Raw genomic sequence first — 18,832 nt, 5'->3', positions numbered from 1 at the left:
TGATCAGATCCCTTCCCTGTACAGGAATGTCTTCCAAAGGATAATCCAGCTCCTCCAGTGCAGAACCGATCTCAATTTTTATTCTTTCGGCAGTTCTTTCCCCGATATATAAATTGTAGTAAGACCTTAAAAAATAAGCGATATCGTTCGTAAAAACATCCCCGGCTATTTTTAATGACTTGTCACATACGATGCCACCAAGTGCAATAACTGCTATTTCAGTAGTTCCTCCGCCTATGTCAATAATCATATTTCCTTCAGGACTTTGAACATCAATACCGGCTCCGATAGCAGCTGCCATTGGTTCATAGATCAACTTTACCTCCTTGGCATTGACCTTCAGTGCAGAATCCTTAACCGCTCTTTTTTCAACCTCTGTGATCCCTGAAGGAATACAGATAACAATTCTCAGGGCAGGCTGAATAAATCTGCCCCTGATTCCGGGAATCTGTTTAATGAATTCCTTGATCATATGTTCGGAAGCATGAAAATCTGCAATCACTCCATCCTTTAACGGCCGGACCGTTTTGATATTTTCATGGGTTTTCCCCTGCATCAGTTTGGCCTGCTCTCCAACCGCAATAGGCTTTCCTGTTGTACGGTCAATAGCGACAATCGAGGGCTGGTCAATGACGATTTTGTTGTTATGTATAATTAAGGTGTTAGCAGTTCCGAGATCCATTGCGATCTCCTGCGTAAACATATCAAATAGCCCCATCTTTTCATTGTTTTATTAAGACTGCAAAGTACAGCTTTATGGATTGATAAAAATACTTCCGGACCGCATAATTGAAGTTAAAATTGTGTTAATTATATCCGTTGATCCAATACCTGCATCTCGGGACCAACTAATTTTTCAGAACTCAGTTCTATGATGAGAAAAAAGATGAATGAGAAAACATATGGTTCCAACATCAGATCATCTTATTTTTCAGATCTTTATATTTTGAACGTCCCACAGGAAGAACCTCACCCGTTCTGAGCAATGCTCCATACCGTGTGCCGGGGTTGATGATGATCTTTTCAATCTGTTGAAAATTAACCAGGTAAGATTTATGAATGCGTTCAAACCTTTCAGGAAGAAGCTGCTGTAGATGTTCAAGCGACTTATCATGAAGTTCACTCTGCCCGTTGCGAAGATGCAGCTCAGTGTAAATTCCGGCTCCCTTAATGTAGATCACCTCAGAAATGCTGATCAGACGAACCTGTCCTGATCTTTTTACAGCCAGGTACCGGATTCCTTCATCCGGTTTCAATGCAGGACTTACAAACCTTGTCAAAGCTTTAAAAAGTCTGTCCCGGTCAAAAGGTTTGGCGACAAAATCCAGCACCCCGTACGCAAAAGCAGTGATCGCTTTATCAGTATTGGCAGAAACAATAACCGTATGAAAAGAAGCGGCTACCATCTGCTCCAATACCTCGAAACCATTATCACCATTGAGATTAAGATCAAGCAGCAGTAAATCGGGAAGCTGCGCGGCAATTTGATCCAGTCCCGATTGTAGAGAATCGCAGACTATAATCTCGTTAGGCTTATCCGCAAAGAATTCAGCTGTCATACGCTGCAGTCGCCGGGCAATCCTGGCCTCATCTTCTATAATTAATATATTCATGATCTTAAAATTTGAATGACAGATATCCAGCCGTTTTCTGTAGAATGTGATTCGAACTTCCAGTTTTGGCCATAGCTTTCCGTCAGGCGCGCTTTGATATACTTAAAGCCGTTTCCTCCCATGCGGTCTGTCACAATCTGCCTGTTCTTCGCAATGGTTTCAAAAATATACTGATGCGCCTCTTTTGATAGAGAATACCGGAGGATAAATTGAATTGTATTTCCGGACAGCGGTTTACTGTGGGTAATGCCATTCTCCAGCAGCGTGTGAATAATTGCGGGCGGAATCACCTGTGTTTCATCTATTCCGGTCTGTTCCCATATATAATTGATTTCTTTACGGAAACCCATTACGGACATGTGCTGCCGGCAGAGCTCCAGTTCTTTGGTGATGGGGATCAGGGTTTGTTCAGAAATCTCATTCATAATATCAAATTCTGTAGAAAGTGCCTGGATGAAGCGGGCTCCTTCCTTGGGAGATTCTTCCACCCAATCCATCATCGAAGTCAGGGTATTCCTTAAAAAGTGAGGTTGAATATTCTTTTTGAGCAGTTCCAGCTGTAACCTTGAGGAAAGTAAAACAGCATTCTGGTGTTCCGCTTCTATGATACTCGTGCGGATAGAATGAAGATAAAGCATAGACAAAACAATGATCGTAAAGCTGATGAACAGACCGAAGTCATAAAATACGAACTTGTTTACCAAAGCACTTGCCAAAAGGGCTGCCAGGGCAATAAAACCTCCCTTTTCCTTTTGAAGGATGCCGTTCAGTACCACAATAAAAGCGGCTATCAGCATTGCCAGGCTGTAGAGCCGGGCCGTCAGGTCATAATGCCCGTAGTTGAACCAATAAAGCACAAGCAGTGTCAGCAGGAGAGCAGCCATCAGCCATTTTCCCCTCCTGAAATTAAACTGAATAATAAAATACCATGGGACTAATAATGCATTGGCAAAGGTCAGCCATCCGATGATCTCCAGGCGTATGAAAAATTCAGAATAGGGAATAACCACATGGAATTTCAGGTACTCTATGATCAGCAAAGCAAAAAAAAGAAGACAGATAGTGGCAAATACCAGGATATCTTTCTGCCTGCGCCTGCTGTTCAGATAAAGAAAAAAATAATAAACTGCAGCAATCAGAAATGCTCCGGCCATCAGGTTCATATAGGCCATAATAATCAGTGGTGTGGTCACTAATGTTGTGTAATTATGCATATAAAATCCAATGCTCCGCTGTACATCCGGATATAATGATTGTGAACTGCGCAGGGCCACCGTATGAAGACCGGGTGAAATCAGATGTTCGGGAACCCTGTAATAGCTGCTTTCGGTTCCTGGGACTTCGGGGTTGCCGTTTTCAGGCAGCTTACCATTTCTGCCGATCAGCACACCATCCCAATACACTTCAAATGATCCGAAAGATTCAATCTGAAGTCCCAGAGGGATTAGTTCTTTTTTTACCTCCCGCAGGTCAAGATGTGTCCGCGACCAGAATATCCTGTCCGAAGTGTTGCCTCTCGTCTCTAACCAGTCTTTATCGTTATAGTTTTTAGCAGCCCAGGCCATATTATCCCCGGTTTTATAAACAGGTGCAGTATCTCCATTACGGATAATAGGTGTGGCCAGCAGACCTAGCAGTGTCAATAAAAATATAAGATTATGCATAATGTAAATATACAAGGTAATTTGAAAAATCTGATGTCGTTGGCAAGCCTGTAGAGTTGTTCAGATGTTTCTCCTGTGAATGGACAGATCCGCGGTTTAAATTTACATCATGAAACAAATAGCCCTCCTTTTTCTTACTTTCTTTTCTGCCCAATGTTTATTTGCACAGAATGGTCAGATAAACGGTATCATTCACGAAAAGCCGGATACACCTGTACCTTATGTAACCGTAACACTGAAGGGGATTTCTGATCAGCCGGTTGCCACAGGTATTTCGGATGCGAAGGGAATATTCAGGCTGGAAAATATTCAGGCGGGAAGCTACATCATAAGCTACAGCCTTATCGGTTATCAAACCATAAGTAAACCTGTAATGATTGCGCTTGCTGAGGTGGCCAATGTGGGAACGATCATTTTAGACCCTGATACGAAACTATTGGAAGCCGTATCAGTAACCGGACAGCGAGGGCCGGTCAGTTTAAAGCTGGGCAAAAAAGTGTTTGAAGTGGGGAAGGATGTCCTTTCACAGTCCGGTGCAGTGACCGACCTGCTCAATATGGTTCCTTCAGTCAGTGTCAGTCCTGATGGGGCTGTCAGCCTGCGTGGCAACAGTAATGTACTGGTCCTGATTGATGGCCGCCGTACCGGACTGACGCAGGGGAATGCTTTGGAACAGGTTCCGGCTGACCAGGTAGAGCGGGTGGAGGTAATCACAAATCCTTCTTCTCAGTTCGATGCAGCCGGATCTGCCGGGATTATCAATATTATTTTAAAAAAGAATAAAAAAGGAGGTTTCAGCGGACAGCTGCGCCTGGTTGGCGGTATTCCTGATGAAACCCGCATCAGTCCCAGCCTGAATTATAAATCTGACAGAATTAACCTGTTTGCAACCTACGGTATCCGGCTGTCGGATTATGTCGGACTCTATACCATGAAACAGTCTACAGGACTTTCAGGTGTACCGGTATACCTGAATCAGAGACAGGATGAGAACCGTCATGATGATGCCAGATTACTCTATTTTGGTGCAGATTTCAAGATTAACGGGCATAATACCATTACTGCAGCTTTCATGCGGAATGCAACGCACGACCATGACAAAACCAGGCTGAACTATTTATATTCAGACAAAAAAGGTGTTACCGACAGCAGTCTCACCCGAAGCGGCGAATCATGGGAAAAACGAAGCTATAACCAGCTGGAATTTAATTATACCAAAAGCTTCGCCAAGGCGGGCAAGAAGTTAACGGTAGATATGCAGTATGATTTCTGGGACAGTAATAAAGACTGGAACTTATCAACAGCAAGAGTCTTTCCTGATGAAGCTGCCTTACCGATGATCAGGACAGGCTCCATGGGAAAGAGTAAGGATTTTATGATCAAGACGGATATGGTACAGCCTCTGGACAGCACTTCTACGCTGGAATTCGGCTTGAAAATGGAAGACCGAAGGGTGAACAGTGACTTTATCGCAGAGCAGCAGAATTCAGGAGGCTGGGAGGTTATTGATCAGATTGACAATCATCTGCTGTATAAGGAGCTGATCGGAAGTGCTTACGTGCAGTTCTCCGGAAAAACCGGAGCTTTAGGCTATCAGGCAGGCCTGCGCGGTGAGCTGACTCATATCGGCATTGAAGACCGGTCAGGCAGCTATACCAACGAAAAGAATTACAGCCGCCTGTTTCCAACACTGAACATCAGCTATCGTTTCGGTGAGCAGGCAACTCTGCAGGGGAGTTACAGCAGGCGGATCAACAGGCCGCGGCTGGGTATGATCTATCCGTTTAACGAGCTGACTGATCTGAGCAGCCGTTACGCCGGCAATCCGGATCTTAATCCATCATACGCTAATGTATTTGAAATAGCTTTCCTTAAAAACCGGAAAACTCTTACGATTAATCCGTCCTTCTATTATCAGAGAAATAATGGAGTGATCGAAGATTATACTTTCCGGAATTCTGACGGTCTGTTTATTACCATGCCGGTCAATATCAATAAAGAAACACGTCTTGGTTTTGAGCTTTCTGTACTCTATAACCCTGTCAAATGGCTGCAGGTGAACACCGAACTTAATGTATTTCATTATGCTGAAAAAGGAAGTTATCAGAATCAAAGTTTCGATTACTCGGGAAATACACTGACAGCGCGTGTAAGTACACAGATTAAATTAAAGAATAAACTTGCTTTTCAGGCCCTCTATAATTTCAGGGATGCGAATGCTACTGCCCAAACCCGTACAGATGCCGTGCACAGTATTGATTTTGGGTTCAGCAAAACTTTTTTAAAAGACAAAGCAACGCTTATGTTCGATGTGAGCAACCTCTTTGGCCTGCGGAAATTAAACAGCAGAACGGCAGGCACAGATTATGAGATCAGCCAAACTAATATTCCTAATGCAGCCCGGTACCGCCTGACACTGGTTTACCGGTTCAACCAGAAAGACAGTCAGTCTGTACGCCAGGCCAAAAGCGGTAACAGGGATTAGTTCTATTCCGCGAATATATGATCCATTTATTCTGTAAGATTAAATAAACAGAATGCCTAAATTTGATCTTCACATTATACTGTAAAAAATATTGAAGATGACAGGTGAAATACAGATCTTAAAAGACTTTGTTGAGGGCAGACTTTCCGATAACGATTTTGAACAGCAGCTATATACCAATAAAGGGTTAGAAAAGCTGCTTTCAGATCCCGCAATGGATTGGCAGGGAACCTATTTACAGAATACAACTGCATTTTTGTACCTGATCGAACAGGATTATAAAAATTCTGAAGGAAGGTTAAATGCTCACGGAACAGCAAAACTGTTTTTAGACAAAACCGGGATTAAAGTAACTGAGTCGGCAAAACATTATGATGACTATGAATGGTTGCTGGGCACCAGCCCTAAATATGTAGATGCGGACGCTGGATTTATTGAAAAATACATTCTGCCAAAAGATAAAACACTTTCAAAATCTGACAGGAAACAATATATAAAGCAACGTTACATTGAACTTTTCAGATATCAGGTAAAACCACCCAGGTGGATACAAAATCCCAATTGGCCGGTTAAAAATGATCAGCCTTTGTATTTTTTAGGACAGGTTGAAATTAAAAGCAGTGATTTATTCCGCGAAAAGGGAAATGTTTATCTGTTTATTGATCCTGAAACCGGAATTATTGAGACCGTGAAACAGTTCTATTAAGTATAATTAAGCCCGAATAATTAAGAACCTGTTTAAATTTTATTCAATAAAATTATTATGCAGAAATAATTACTAAAGAAACAGATTTCTCTCGCAGATTTCGCGGATGACACAGATTTATTTCAGTTATAAAAATATGCGTAATCTGCTCAATCAGCGAGATTTAAAAAATTTAAACAGGCTCTAATAATTTTTTCTTTTAAAACTTCTTACGTCCGTATGATGTATTTTTCTGATGATTTTGTGAGCTCATTCCGTCTGATATTGTAATAACAGTATTTTTAAAATCTTATCTTCGTACCTTAATAAACCTGATGATATGAAAAAAGCAATATTCCTCCTTTCAGCTGTTCTTATACTCAATTCCTGCGTCGTAAGAACTGCCGCCAAAGTGGTAACAGGCGTGGCAAAAGTAGGTTACAAAGCCGTAAAAGGAACGGTAAACGGCATCAGCTGGGCAGTAAGCAAAGCAAAAGGAAAAATAGATGAAGACCGTCTGGACGGGACCTGGAAGATAGTTGGTGTTTATAAGGGTTCTTTCGAAGACTTCACCAATGATCAGAATCCGGAAAGTTCATTTACTTCGGACTGTACAGATGGTTTTGATCAGATGGTTTTCAAGGCCAAAAAATCAAAGTTCAAATCCGTACATTGCAGTTCTGCGGAGGAAGACTGGGTGAAATACTCTCTTGAATTCGGAAAAAACCCTTTAACCAGGGAAAAAGAAAACTATATAGAATATAATTCCAATAACTATATTTCAGTGATTGATGTTAATAGTAAAACGATGGTGCTGGAGGGAAATGTAATGCCTAAACTTGCTTTTTCCGGAGCTAAATTATATCTGCTGGAAAAAGTAAAATAAAAAATACTGATGAAGCAGCCATATATGTCTTAATTTTTTGAATACGGATCAGCACAATGCTATTATTTCTGAACTGATACGTTTATCATAATACTTTAACATATAGTATGGGGTGCCCTCGATAAATTTTTGTTCTTTTGCAAAAAGTTTTAATTTTAAATAATTGCATGTCCAAATTCGATGAAATCCGGTCTTTCCATGATCATGAAGTGAATGAAGCATTAGCTGGAATAGCCCGTGATCCTATGATGAAAGCGTTGATGGGGTTTACATTTCCTGATACAGATGAGCAGGTTTGGCTGGAACAGTTTAAAAATGTTCATTCCATAAAGGATTTCCAGCACAATTTCATTGCCTTTACCATTCGTCAGATTCTTGCAAAAAGCTCTGAGGGTTTAACGACTTCAGGCTTTGATCTGCTGGATAAAAACACGCCGTACCTTTTCATTTCGAACCACAGGGATATTGTTTTGGATACTTCACTCCTTAATCTGGTTTTGCTGGAAACCGGGCATATCATGACGGCTTCAGCGATCGGAGACAATCTTGTTCAGAAAAGCTTTTTACATGTGCTGGCAAAGCTGAATCGTAACTTTTTAGTACAGAGAGGATTGCCTCTCCGCGAACAGTTGCAGAGTTCCAGGCTCATGTCTGAATATATTGAACAGATTCTGCACCATGAAAATCATTCTGTCTGGATTGCACAGCGAGAAGGCCGTACAAAAGACGGAAACGATGCTACACAGCAGGGTGTTTTAAAAATGCTTGCTATGGCTGCAGGAGATATCCCGCTGGCCGATTATTTTAAAACACTGAAGATCGTTCCTGTATCCATTTCTTACGAATATGATCCTACGGATTCTTTAAAGATGCCGCAGCTTCTGGCCCAACACAGAGAGGAAGAATACATTAAAGGTAAAAATGAGGATTTTACGACCATGCTCAGCGGAGTTTTAGGTCAGAAAAAACGGATTCACCTGCATGCAGGCAATGTCCTTGATGCCGAACTGGATGATATTGCGGCCAATTCTGAAAATAAAAATAAGCAGCTTCAGGCTATTGCCCAGATCATTGATGATTCAATCATTCAGAACTATAAGCTTTGGCCTACCAAGTTTATAGCCTACGACCTGCTTCACAATACCGATACGTATGCTGATCAGTATACAGAACAGGAAAAACAGCTGTTTGTACGGAGACTTGAAATGCGTATAGACCCTTCTGATGCCATTTCCAAAGACTATTTCCTGGCGATGTATGCGAATCCTTTGGTGAATAAAATCAAGTCTGAGCAGAAATTACCGGATTAGGAGGCATTACAATATTCATTTCTTATAATTGCCATTAATAATTATTTACGTCAAAAAAAACTGTTGTACTAATAATAAAAGTGATGCGTGAAAAAGTAAATAAAAGAATCTGATGTTTCAATAATATAGCTGATCTCGCTGTCATAGCTCTGTCTGCCGGGATCTGCATCAGTTTCATATACATACTGAATTTTATCAAGATAAGTTTCTATTTCCAGGCTGAGCTTCCAACGGTTTTCAAAATCAGCAATTTTTTGCATCATTGATGGCTGATCCGTTAAAATGATTTCCGAATTCTGTATATCAAAATCATCCGAGCCGGAAACCGCCATTGCTGAAATTATAAAAGAGATGATATCAGGTATTTCACTTTTCCATATCCGGATTAATTTTAAAATAATTTCATCTTTATTGAAAACAGTTTCCACTATTTTTTTTTGCGGTATCCAAAAATCATGGTCCCGGTTCTTCAGTTTTTCCGTTAATATAGATTTGTCAAATGGCATTTTTAATTTTTATAATAAAATTAATAGTATTTTTATCAGATCATAATGTCAGATGTAGCTCATGTTTGGGAATTATATTCATTATGATGCTGAACGTCAAAATTAATATTTTTATATCATCATGAAACTGTTTCCAACCGATAATTTTCCACATGTGACAGGCAATAGAGTATCATTACTGCAGATTGCGGAAACAGATATTGAAGATCTTATCGGGATCTCGTTTTATGATGCTGTCCGGGCAGAAAATGTCCAACAGGCATGGGAAATGCAGGCAAAGATCAATCAGGATTATCTGGACGGAAACTCCATTCACTGGGGAATTGCAGATAATCAAACCCACAAGATCGTCGGTACCTGCGGGTATTACCGGGGACTGGATAAGGGAGAAGGCGAGCTGGGTTGTGTGTTACTTCCCCAATATTATGGTAAAGGATATATGACAGACGGAATGTCACTTGCCATTCATTTCGGATTGCAGACATTAGGCTTGAAGCGTATCTGGGCAGCAACAGATCAACATAACGGCCCTGCTATTAAACTTCTGGAGCGGCTTAACTTCGTGAAAACTGCCAGTTTATGCGATGGAGAGATTGAGTTTGAGTTAATACAGGCCAATTCCTAAGGATTTAATGCCAATCGGATGCTTTTATTTTTGCAGTTTTTTAAATGGGCTGTTTTTTAAAATTGCCTGTATAGCTTCTGAAATATCAGAAAGTTTTCCGTTGTAATTATTACTGAGTAAAATGACCGTTATTTTGTTTTCAACATCTGAAAATAAAAGGGCTTCAAAACTTCCCGCTCTGCCGTCATGAGAATGTTCTTTTAAATTTTTATTGTCAAATCTGGCATTTCCCAGTGCTGATTGGCTTTCTGAAATATGAAAACGCTGACCTAATTCATAAAGCGAATTTTTACTGATAACTTTTCCGGAATGAAGGCTGTTTGCCCATTTCAGTAAATCAAGACTGGTAGTGTAAGTTCCCCCGGTTATCGGTAATTCTGCACGATCCGGTACTGCCTGATTGTTAAATCCCCGGGCAATGTTTTTCCCATTTTCAAAGGGAGTCATTAGGGTAGAATTCATTTTCAAAGGCTGAAATATAAATTTTTCCGCATAGGTTTTAAAAGGAATCCCTGCAATACGTTCAATAATAAACTGTCTAAGGAAAAGATTGTTATTATTGTAATCATAATCAGTACCCGGTTTAAAAGATAATTGATCAATCAATAATAAATCATTGAAAATATCTTTGTCATTTTGTATTTTCTTCCAATTTACATTAGGAATTCCACTGGTATATTGTAGCAGATCTTTTATAGCAACTTCATGGGCCCAGCCAGGAAGTTCGGGAATGAATCTGGAAACAGGATCAGACAGTTTCAGTTTTCCTTGTTCTTCTAATTGAAGTAAGGCAACAGCACTAAACTCTTTAGTTATAGAACCTAAATGAAATTTGTATTCATCTGTTAATGGAGTGGTCTTCGAAGCATCAGAAAATCCAAACGAAGCTTTATAAATTACTTTATCATTTTGTGAAACAAGGACATTGCCATTAAATATTCCCATTTCATTGGCAGATTTCATGAGTTTGTTTAAAAGATCTGTTTTCTGTTGTAAATCGTTTTTTTTATTCTTTATTTTTTGACCGGAGCAAAAAACAGTGAGACATACCAAACTTGAAATTAAAGCGGATTTCAGCATTTTCTATATATATTTTCTGATGATAACTGCGACGTGGCAGCCTGATATAATGATATTTGGACAGACCAGACATTTAATTTGAATTTTCCAGTCTGATCAGGATAATAAAATAAATACGGAGTAGAGCATTGTGAGAAGCAATACCAGGCGTTTTTTCATAGTAGATTTATTTTATTAGCTTGCCCAAATATAATGTTTATTTTCAATTGGTTTAAACAGTGATGAAATAAAAAAACGGTGCTATTAAGAGATGCCGGACACATCAGTTACAAAAATTAAGCGTATATTTAAATTAATGAAATTGTAGAAAAGTATATTTTTTATAGAATTCAGTGTTGAGGCGGCAAGATAGTTGTAGCTAACTAAAAACCACACAAATTAAAGCATATGAATTTACAGTTACAACCACATTCGGAGGTTCAAAAGTCTCATGTCAATGATTTTCATCGGGATGTTTTGAAAGGCTTAAAAAGCCATCCGAAAAAGTTATCTTCAAAGTACTTTTACGATAAAGCAGGCGACCGGCTTTTCCAGGAAATCATGGCCATGCCTGAATATTACCTCACACAATGCGAGCTCGACATCTTCAAAAATAAAACGGCTGATCTCGCACGTCTCATCATCCCTGAAAACGAACCGTTCGATTTGATTGAGCTGGGCGCCGGGGATGCCATGAAATCCACATTTTTACTGAAACATCTGGTGGAAAAAGGAACGCAGTTTACTTATATGCCTATTGATATTTCAGGTAATATCCTTTCCATATTAAAAGAAAAGCTGAGCCGGGAACTTCCGGATCTGGAGATACAGGCTTTGGAAGGAGAATACTTTGAAATGCTTCAGAAAGCAGCCTCATTGTCAGCAAGAAGAAAAGTGATCCTGTTTTTAGGAAGCAATATCGGGAATATGGATGCCGGAGAAGCCGAAAGCTTCTGTTACAGTTTAAACCAAAATCTGGCTTCGGGAGACAGGGTATTGATTGGTTTTGATCTTAAGAAAAATCCTCACATCATTTTAAACGCTTACAGCGATCAGAACGGGATTACAGCAGCGTTCAACCTAAATCTGCTGACCCGTATCAACAGGGATCTTGCTGCCGATTTTGACCTTAAACAATTCCAGCATTACCAAACCTATGATCCCGTAAGCGGGGCCTGCAAAAGTTACCTCGTAAGTTTGAAACAGCAAACGGTAAAAATAGGAAATGACAGCATTTTGTTTGAAGAAAACGAACTCATTGATATGGAAATTTCACAGAAATTTTCCACAGAAAAAATTGAGGAATTAAGAGAAAAATCAGGTTTTAAACACCTGGGAGAAATTAAGGACTCAAAAAATTGGTTTGTAGATACTGCCTGGCAGGTAAATAAGGATAATCAGTATTAGGCTAACGCGAGTATATTTGCTTACCTGAATAACACTTAGAATTAATAAAACTTTGTGTCGAATAAAAGCACACATATCCTACAGAATCATGTATAATCTGAGGAAGAAAAAATAACAATATATTTATTTAACCCTAAGTTATAACCTATTAAAACTAAATAACATGACACCCGATATAACCACATCAGATTTAGTAAAAAAATATACGGATATCCGAAAGCACTCCGAAGAAATATGTGCTCCTTTGGAAATCGAAGATTACGTCGTACAGCCCATCGTAGACGTAAGTCCGCCGAAATGGCATCTGGGCCACACCACCTGGTTTTTTGAAACCTTTATCCTCGTTCCCCATTTTCCTGATTACAAAGTTTTCGATGCGCAGTATAATTTTGTTTTCAACAGCTATTACGAAACCATTGGTGCCAGAGTAATCCGTACCGACCGTGGAAACCTAAGCCGACCTTCCGTTTCAGATATCTACAAATACCGGGAATATGTAGATGAACACATGGAAATCTTTCTTCAAAGCAGATTCATGACTGAAACTGTTGAAACGTTATTGGAATTAGGATTGAATCACGAACAGCAACACCAGGAATTACTGATCACTGACATTAAATATATCTTAGGGCACAATCCGCTTTTTCCAGCTTATAAAAAACAAATTATCCCTAAAAAAGAAAGCTATGGAAAAACTGAAATGATAAAGTTTTCCGAAGGAATCTATGAAATAGGCTTTAACGGTAAAGGCTTCTGCTTCGATAATGAACTGGAAAGACATAAAGTATACCTCAATGATTTTGAAATTGCCGATCAATTAGTCACCAATAGAGAATATCTCGAATTTATGAATGCCGGAGGCTATACCGATTTCAGACACTGGCATGCCGAAGGATGGGATTGGGTAAAACAAAATAATGCAAAATCTCCACTGTATTGGCATTTTATAGACGGTAAATGGATGAATTACACATTCAACGGCTTACAGGAAATAGACCTGGATGAGGCAGTTTGCCACATCAATTTCTATGAAGCCTCAGCTTTTGCATCCTGGAAAAAAATGCGCCTGCCTACCGAAGCAGAATGGGAAGCGGCATCCGGCAGTTTCGATTGGGGAAGCCGCTGGGAATGGACCAATTCCGCCTATTTACCTTATCCCGGTTTTAAAAAAGAAGCTGGAGCTGTAGGAGAATACAACGGCAAATTCATGGTCAATCAAATGGTTTTGCGCGGGGCTTCCGAGGCAACACCTGCCGGACACAGCAGAAATACCTATCGTAATTTCTTTCAGGCCAGTCTGAAATGGCAGTTTACAGGAATCAGGCTTGCCCAATAATTTTTTTGCCGATGATTACAGTTGAATCAGTTACAAAGAATTTTAACGGAAAACCCGCAGTGGATACCATTTCTTTTCAGGCTCATGATCAGGAGATCCTCGTGCTTCTGGGGACAAGCGGATGCGGTAAAACGACCACTCTCAAAATGATCAACCGTCTCATAGAAGCAGATTCCGGGAATATATTGATCAACGGCAAAAATATCCGTGACCAAAAACCGGAAGAACTACGCATGGGAATTGGTTTTGTGATGCAGCATTCCGGGCTGTTTCCCCATTACACCATTCAACAGAATATTGCCGTAGTTCCGGAACTATTGAAATGGGACAGGAAGAAAACAGAAAACCGGACTCATGAACTGTTGGGCAAACTTCACCTTTCGGAAGATGTGCTTTCAAGGTTTCCCGGTGAACTGAGCGGGGGACAGCAGCAGAGAGTAGGGATTGCAAGGGCCCTGATCGCCAATACACCCGTTTTACTGATGGACGAACCTTTCGGTGCACTGGACAACATCACCAAAGCGGATATTCATTCAGAATTTAAATCACTGGAGGAGCTTAAAAATAAAACCATCATACTGGTCACGCACGATGTACAGGAGGCTTTCGAGCTGGGACACCGGATATGTCTTATGGATAAAGGAAAAATTATACAGACAGGAACACCAAAGGAAATGCTTTATCATCCCCAAAATGATTTTGTCAGTGAATTTTTTGCAGAAAACAGGCTTCTGCTTGAATATAAAACAGCAGTTTTGAAAGACCTGGATACTTTCCTTAATTCAGAAAACACATACAGTGAATTTGGTTTTACTGAAAATACAGGTGTCTGGGATGCTTTGCAGAAATTAAGTTCCGGTCATAGAAATACAGAACATTATGAAACCCTGATCAGGGCATTCAATGAGTACAGAAAATTACAGATCATATGACGCAGCAAAGTCTTTGGCAGTTTATTATTGAGCAGCAGGAAAAATTACTTACCCAGGTTGTACAGCATCTCGGGCTCACATTTCTGTCATTAATTCTGGCTATTATTATCGGTGTCCCTTTGGGCATACTCATTGCCAGGAAAAGGAAGTTTTCAGGTCCTGTGCTTGGGGTTGCAGGTATTTTGCAGACCATTCCCAGTATCGCGCTGTTGGGGTTCATGATTCCTGCTTTTGGAATCGGGGCCAGGCCGGCTATTATTGCTTTATTGATTTACGCTCTTTTACCCATTATCCGCAACACCTATACAGGAATTACAGAAGTAAGTCCCACCGTTATTGAAGCGGCAACAGCAATGGGAATGAGCAGGCGGAAGCTTCTTTTTAAAGTTGAACTTCCTTTGGCTATGCCCGTTATCATTGCGGGAATCAGAACGGCAGCCGTTATCAATGTGGGAGTAGCCACATTGGCGTCATTTGTTGCAGCAGGCGGTTTGGGCGAATTTATTTTTGGAGGAATTTCCTTGAACAATACCAATATGATCCTGGCCGGTGCCATTCCTGCTGCGTTGCTGGCTGTTTTGCTCGATCAGGGTATTGCCATTGTACAGAAATCAGGATACCGGTTGTTTCAGAAATTAAAATATATAATTCCTGCGGTCCTGATCATTGTGGGGGCAGCTTATGTATTCAGTTCCGTTTCGGGGAATAAAATTAAAGCAGGTTTTACGCCTGAATTTATGGGACGGCAGGATGGGGATCTCGGCTTGCGTTCTGTGTATGGGCTTAATGTAAATCCTGTGGTTGTCAATGATGCCATTATGTACAAAGCGGCTTACGAAAAAGAGCTGGATCTCATCAGTGGATATTCTACCGATGGCAGGATCAAAGCTTTTGATCTGTACGTCCTGAATGATGACAAAAAAATATTTCCGCCGTATTATGCTGCACCGATCATCAAGACAAAAACACTGAAAAAATTTCCTGAACTGGAAGAAACATTAAATAAACTGGCGGGTAAATTCAACGATTCGGTTATGACTGATCTGAACTATAAATCAGATTACCTGAAACAGACACCGGAAAAAATTGCAAAAGACTTTTTAATTAAAAATAATTTATATAAAAATTCAGTAAAAGGAAATTCCGGAACAGTGCGGATCGGCTCAAAGATCTTTGGTGAGCAGTATATTCTTGCAGAAATGTATAAAATGCTTATTGAAGGCTACACAGACTATAAAGTGGAAACAAAAACAGGGCTGGGAGGTACCAAGATCTGTTTCGATGCCCTGATGAATGATGCCATTGATTTCTATCCTGAATATACGGGAACCGGGCTTCTGGTCCTTTTAAAACCATCACCGCAAACCCTTGAAGATGTAAGTCAAAGCGCTGATAAAACGTATGCCTATGTTAATTCGGAATTTGGAAAGCAGTACGGAATTCAGTGGTTAAAGCCTCTTGGTTTTAACAATTCTTACGCGCTGATGATGCGCAGGACACAGTCTCAGGAGCTTAAAATAAAAAATATTTCAGACCTTAAAAAATATTTCGGATCAAAGTAATTGTTCCGTCCGGAATGAACCTGATTCTTTTTTTAATGGTAATTATTTGATTTTTAGCAGCAAAAAAACCTAACGGTCGTTAGTAGTAGTAGTACTACACTTTCTGAGATTAATGCTTAAATCCCTTTTTTATACGTTTACTACTTCTATATTTGGTGACATAGAAACCAGATCACAAAATATTAACGATTAAAATTTACAATCATGGCAGAAAAAAATTCAAGAGGAATCTTAAAATTCAATGGAGGTGAAGGGCAGAAATTACTAAAACTTAATTACAGCGTATCACGTTCCACAGATGTATCGGGAAGAGTAGCATCAGATCCTTCTAATGCTCTTATCAAAATCACAGTGGAAGCTACTGAAAAATCAGACATTCTGGAAAGTCTTCTGAACGGAAAATATAAGCCTACAAGCGGAGAGGTAACGTTCAACAAATCTCACGAAGAAGGTACATTAACCACTTTGAAATGGGAGAACGGATACGTGATCCAGCATGAAGTGGATTTCAATGCAATAGATGAGAACAGTATGTATGTTACTTTCGTAATCAGTGCAGAACAGATAGATCTTGGAACTTCTTCTTACAAAGGAGAGTGGCCTAGCTCTTAAGAATACTTTCTTAAATTGAAAATATCAGACAGAATGGTTATCCAGATTAGGATACCGTTCTGTCTTTTTTTTGTTTATAATATAGTTAACAGAAGGTGCCGGCTGATTTCCCTGTTAAATTGAGGATTGCAGATTTAGACATTTACTAAAAAACGGCATTTATTATATTAAAATCCGGAACGGTGAAACCGTTCCGGATTTTAATCATCTTATATAAACTTATAGTTAGTTCAGTTTAATGGTTCCCGAAGAAGGAGCTCCGCCGCCTGATGGAGGAGGGTTGCCTGCAGAAGCCTGGTCGGCCAGCATACGGTACTGCGACGTTCCTTTTTCAGTTTTGATCGTTCCCGAAACAGTATACAGAAACAGGTCACCCGAAACGGAAAAGTCATTGGCTGAATTATTCACGTAGAAGTCAATATTTACAGTAGACATCTGCTTTGCCTTTTCAAGAAAAGCATCCATTAATGTTGTGATCTGAGCTTCCGTAAGCCCTTTGGATTTCATAGATTCCTTTGTTTTTTCATAAGAAGCAGAAGCACCGCCGCCGCCGAAGAACCAGGTCCAGACAGACAGATTGGCACTTGCCGATGTTTTTTCGTATTCTTTAACCTCTTCCTTGTAGGTGGCATTCAGCATGCTTATTGCCAGGTCATTCAGATTTCTTACATCCTGGCTGGACATCGCAGATATCTGAAGAGAAGCTGTGATTCTTCCCTGAGTGAATGGCGGTATAGTGTAGGAAAGCCCTGTAAGCTGTCCTTCTCCTGCCACTTCAATGGAATAAGACTCTTTGGCTTCTCCTCCTGCTTTTGCTGTTGAAATAACGCGTTCGAACGGATCTTTGAAGCCTACTTCGGTTTTTGTAATTTGAATTGTTTCCATAGTTTTGTTTTTTGGTTGGTTTTGTAAATCTTTACTTATTGAACAATTCAAAGGAACGAAGAAAAAGATCCGGATTTTAGAGTGTAAACAACCAAAAATCACCTTCGGTAGAAATACCTATTAAAATTAATTATTTGTTTATCAGTTATTTATTAATTTGTTCAGGCGTTTTTTGTAATTCTGTAAACGTGAATTACACCAAATCAGCCCGGATAAACCTTTTCAGAAAAAATTACGGAATATCTCCCATGTATTACTTAAGTGAAACGGCTTTGTTTAACTTAAAAATCAACAGAATACTTTATAAATCCTTGTCTGTCATTGTATTTACTTTATCCTTACTCCAAATTCAGATTAAGAGAAATTCAGATAATTTTAATGGTATAGCTAAAAAAAGGCTACTCCAATCATTAGGAATAGCCTTTTTATACAGGTTGATTATAATAATCTACTGAATCACAATACTTTTTTTCTGCACCGTATGCGCCGAAAAATAGCCCAAAGCACCGTTATTGATATTGCTTGGAGGATTGGAAGGAGTAACACCCCCGCCGGCTCCGCCGTCCCCTGAAATCTCCAGGAGAGCAGAATAATAGGTGAATATAGTATGGTCAATAGACTGCATTTCTACATAAACAGTATCTCCGGGCACTACCTTATGGTCGGTGGGATCATCATCCGTGTCCTCATTCGGAAGGAATAAAGGTCTTTGATTAACCAATCCGTTATTAATATTGTCAGAAAATACTTCAAATGTTTTTTTGGACATACTGTTAATCGTAAAATTGAAAAGATAGCGGTTGCCCAGCGCTGCAGGATCAGTAAAAACCGGTAAAAGAGTATAGGTAGTTTCGCCCCCGAAAGTAAAAGAATCCTGCATCAGGCCATCAAGGTTGACAACTTCGGGCATTGTGCTTTGCGCTGTATACTGTTTTCCTTCAGCCTGTATTTTCAGGGTATATGTTCTGCCCGTCACCCCGGCAAAAGCTGTAGTTATATAATTTCCGTCACCCACATACTGTAAGGTTTCTGTCTGCCCCGTATTGTCACTTAAAACAACCTGTGCACCGGTAACTGCAGGGTACTGGTTGCTTTGGGTAAAAGCTACGGACTTCGTGATTCTTACAGTATAAGGTCCCGGCTGGTTCGTTATATTGCCTTCTATGACGATGTTTCCACTCCTGTCATCCAGGTCAAGATCGATCTCCTTTTCACAGGAAGTTAGTAAAAACAGCGATAATATGATAAAAATGATATTCTTCATG

17 protein-coding genes are annotated in these 18,832 nt (G+C 39.9%); 10 read left to right on the top strand and 7 right to left on the bottom strand.

Annotation, left to right across the window (positions count from 1 at the left end):
• The 3 genes from IX38_RS21095 to IX38_RS21085 form a co-directional block, all read right to left on the bottom strand.
• Window positions 1-718 (bottom strand): rod shape-determining protein (locus IX38_RS21095; protein ID WP_034707989.1); only part of this gene is annotated, 718 nt, incomplete at its 3' end.
• Between the two features lie 196 nt (window positions 719-914).
• A complete protein-coding gene (locus tag IX38_RS21090) occupies window positions 915-1,613 on the bottom strand; it encodes a LytR/AlgR family response regulator transcription factor (RefSeq protein WP_034707987.1) in 699 nt (232 codons plus the stop codon).
• Window positions 1,610-3,277, bottom strand: coding sequence for a histidine kinase (locus IX38_RS21085; protein WP_034707986.1), 1,668 nt, complete (start codon window positions 3,275-3,277; stop codon window positions 1,610-1,612). The genes IX38_RS21090 and IX38_RS21085 overlap by 4 nt, the downstream gene beginning before the upstream one ends.
• A gap of 109 nt (window positions 3,278-3,386) precedes the next feature.
• Here IX38_RS21085 and IX38_RS21080 point away from each other — a divergent pair, with 109 nt between their 5' ends.
• The 4 genes from IX38_RS21080 (at window position 3,387) to IX38_RS21065 (ending at window position 8,643) form a co-directional block, all read left to right on the top strand.
• The gene (locus IX38_RS21080; RefSeq protein WP_034707984.1) at window positions 3,387-5,762 is read left to right on the top strand and encodes an outer membrane beta-barrel family protein; all 2,376 of its coding nucleotides are present in this window, start codon (window positions 3,387-3,389) and stop codon (window positions 5,760-5,762) included.
• A gap of 97 nt (window positions 5,763-5,859) precedes the next feature.
• Window positions 5,860-6,468 (top strand): hypothetical protein, encoded by a 609-nt coding sequence (locus tag IX38_RS21075; protein ID WP_034707982.1) that lies wholly within the window; start codon window positions 5,860-5,862, stop codon window positions 6,466-6,468.
• 319 nt (window positions 6,469-6,787) lie between these two features.
• Complete coding sequence (locus IX38_RS21070; protein WP_034707981.1) at window positions 6,788-7,333, top strand: hypothetical protein; 546 nt, start codon at window positions 6,788-6,790, stop codon at window positions 7,331-7,333.
• A gap of 167 nt (window positions 7,334-7,500) precedes the next feature.
• The gene (locus IX38_RS21065; RefSeq protein ID WP_034707978.1) at window positions 7,501-8,643 is read left to right on the top strand and encodes a 1-acyl-sn-glycerol-3-phosphate acyltransferase; all 1,143 of its coding nucleotides are present in this window, start codon (window positions 7,501-7,503) and stop codon (window positions 8,641-8,643) included.
• 68 nt (window positions 8,644-8,711) lie between these two features.
• Here the strand turns inward: IX38_RS21065 and IX38_RS21060 are convergent, their stop codons facing one another.
• Complete coding sequence (locus IX38_RS21060; protein WP_034707976.1) at window positions 8,712-9,149, bottom strand: hypothetical protein; 438 nt, start codon at window positions 9,147-9,149, stop codon at window positions 8,712-8,714.
• Between the two features lie 121 nt (window positions 9,150-9,270).
• Between IX38_RS21060 and IX38_RS21055 the strand changes: the two genes are divergently transcribed.
• A complete protein-coding gene (locus tag IX38_RS21055; RefSeq protein ID WP_034707974.1) occupies window positions 9,271-9,774 on the top strand; it encodes a GNAT family N-acetyltransferase in 504 nt (167 codons plus the stop codon).
• Window positions 9,775-9,798: 24 nt separating this feature from the next.
• Here the strand turns inward: IX38_RS21055 and IX38_RS21050 are convergent, their stop codons facing one another.
• Window positions 9,799-10,737, bottom strand: a complete 939-nt coding sequence (locus IX38_RS21050; protein WP_034707995.1) for a serine hydrolase domain-containing protein — start codon at window positions 10,735-10,737, stop codon at window positions 9,799-9,801.
• 504 nt (window positions 10,738-11,241) lie between these two features.
• On the opposite strand from IX38_RS21050, the gene egtD reads away from it, so the two are divergent.
• From egtD to tssD, 5 genes are all read left to right on the top strand, one after another.
• A complete protein-coding gene (gene egtD, locus IX38_RS21045) occupies window positions 11,242-12,240 on the top strand; it encodes an L-histidine N(alpha)-methyltransferase (protein WP_034707973.1) in 999 nt (332 codons plus the stop codon).
• 163 nt (window positions 12,241-12,403) lie between these two features.
• Window positions 12,404-13,576: an ergothioneine biosynthesis protein EgtB gene (egtB, locus tag IX38_RS21040; RefSeq protein ID WP_034707971.1), complete on the top strand. Its 1,173-nt coding sequence runs from the start codon at window positions 12,404-12,406 to the stop codon at window positions 13,574-13,576.
• Window positions 13,577-13,587: 11 nt separating this feature from the next.
• Window positions 13,588-14,508: an ABC transporter ATP-binding protein gene (locus IX38_RS21035; protein WP_034707970.1), complete on the top strand. Its 921-nt coding sequence runs from the start codon at window positions 13,588-13,590 to the stop codon at window positions 14,506-14,508.
• A complete protein-coding gene (locus tag IX38_RS21030) occupies window positions 14,505-16,070 on the top strand; it encodes an ABC transporter permease/substrate-binding protein (protein WP_034707969.1) in 1,566 nt (521 codons plus the stop codon). The genes IX38_RS21035 and IX38_RS21030 overlap by 4 nt, the downstream gene beginning before the upstream one ends.
• A 204-nt stretch (window positions 16,071-16,274) precedes the next feature.
• Window positions 16,275-16,682: a type VI secretion system tube protein TssD gene (tssD, locus tag IX38_RS21025; RefSeq protein ID WP_034707968.1), complete on the top strand. Its 408-nt coding sequence runs from the start codon at window positions 16,275-16,277 to the stop codon at window positions 16,680-16,682.
• 225 nt (window positions 16,683-16,907) lie between these two features.
• Here tssD and IX38_RS21020 read toward each other — a convergent pair whose 3' ends face one another.
• Both IX38_RS21020 and IX38_RS21015 read right to left on the bottom strand, forming a co-directional pair.
• Window positions 16,908-17,567 carry a hypothetical protein gene (locus tag IX38_RS21020; RefSeq protein ID WP_051884978.1) on the bottom strand — a complete coding sequence of 220 codons (660 nt, stop codon included), beginning with the start codon at window positions 17,565-17,567 and terminating at the stop codon, window positions 16,908-16,910.
• A 448-nt stretch (window positions 17,568-18,015) separates the two neighbouring features.
• The gene (locus IX38_RS21015) at window positions 18,016-18,831 is read right to left on the bottom strand and encodes a DUF4249 domain-containing protein (RefSeq protein WP_034707967.1); all 816 of its coding nucleotides are present in this window, start codon (window positions 18,829-18,831) and stop codon (window positions 18,016-18,018) included.
• Window position 18,832 lies beyond the last annotated feature (1 nt).

It is taken from the genome of Chryseobacterium luteum (genome assembly GCF_000737785.1).
In the GTDB taxonomy this organism is placed as follows: domain Bacteria; phylum Bacteroidota; class Bacteroidia; order Flavobacteriales; family Weeksellaceae; genus Chryseobacterium; species Chryseobacterium luteum.
This window is presented reverse-complemented; position numbering and strand designations above follow the sequence as displayed.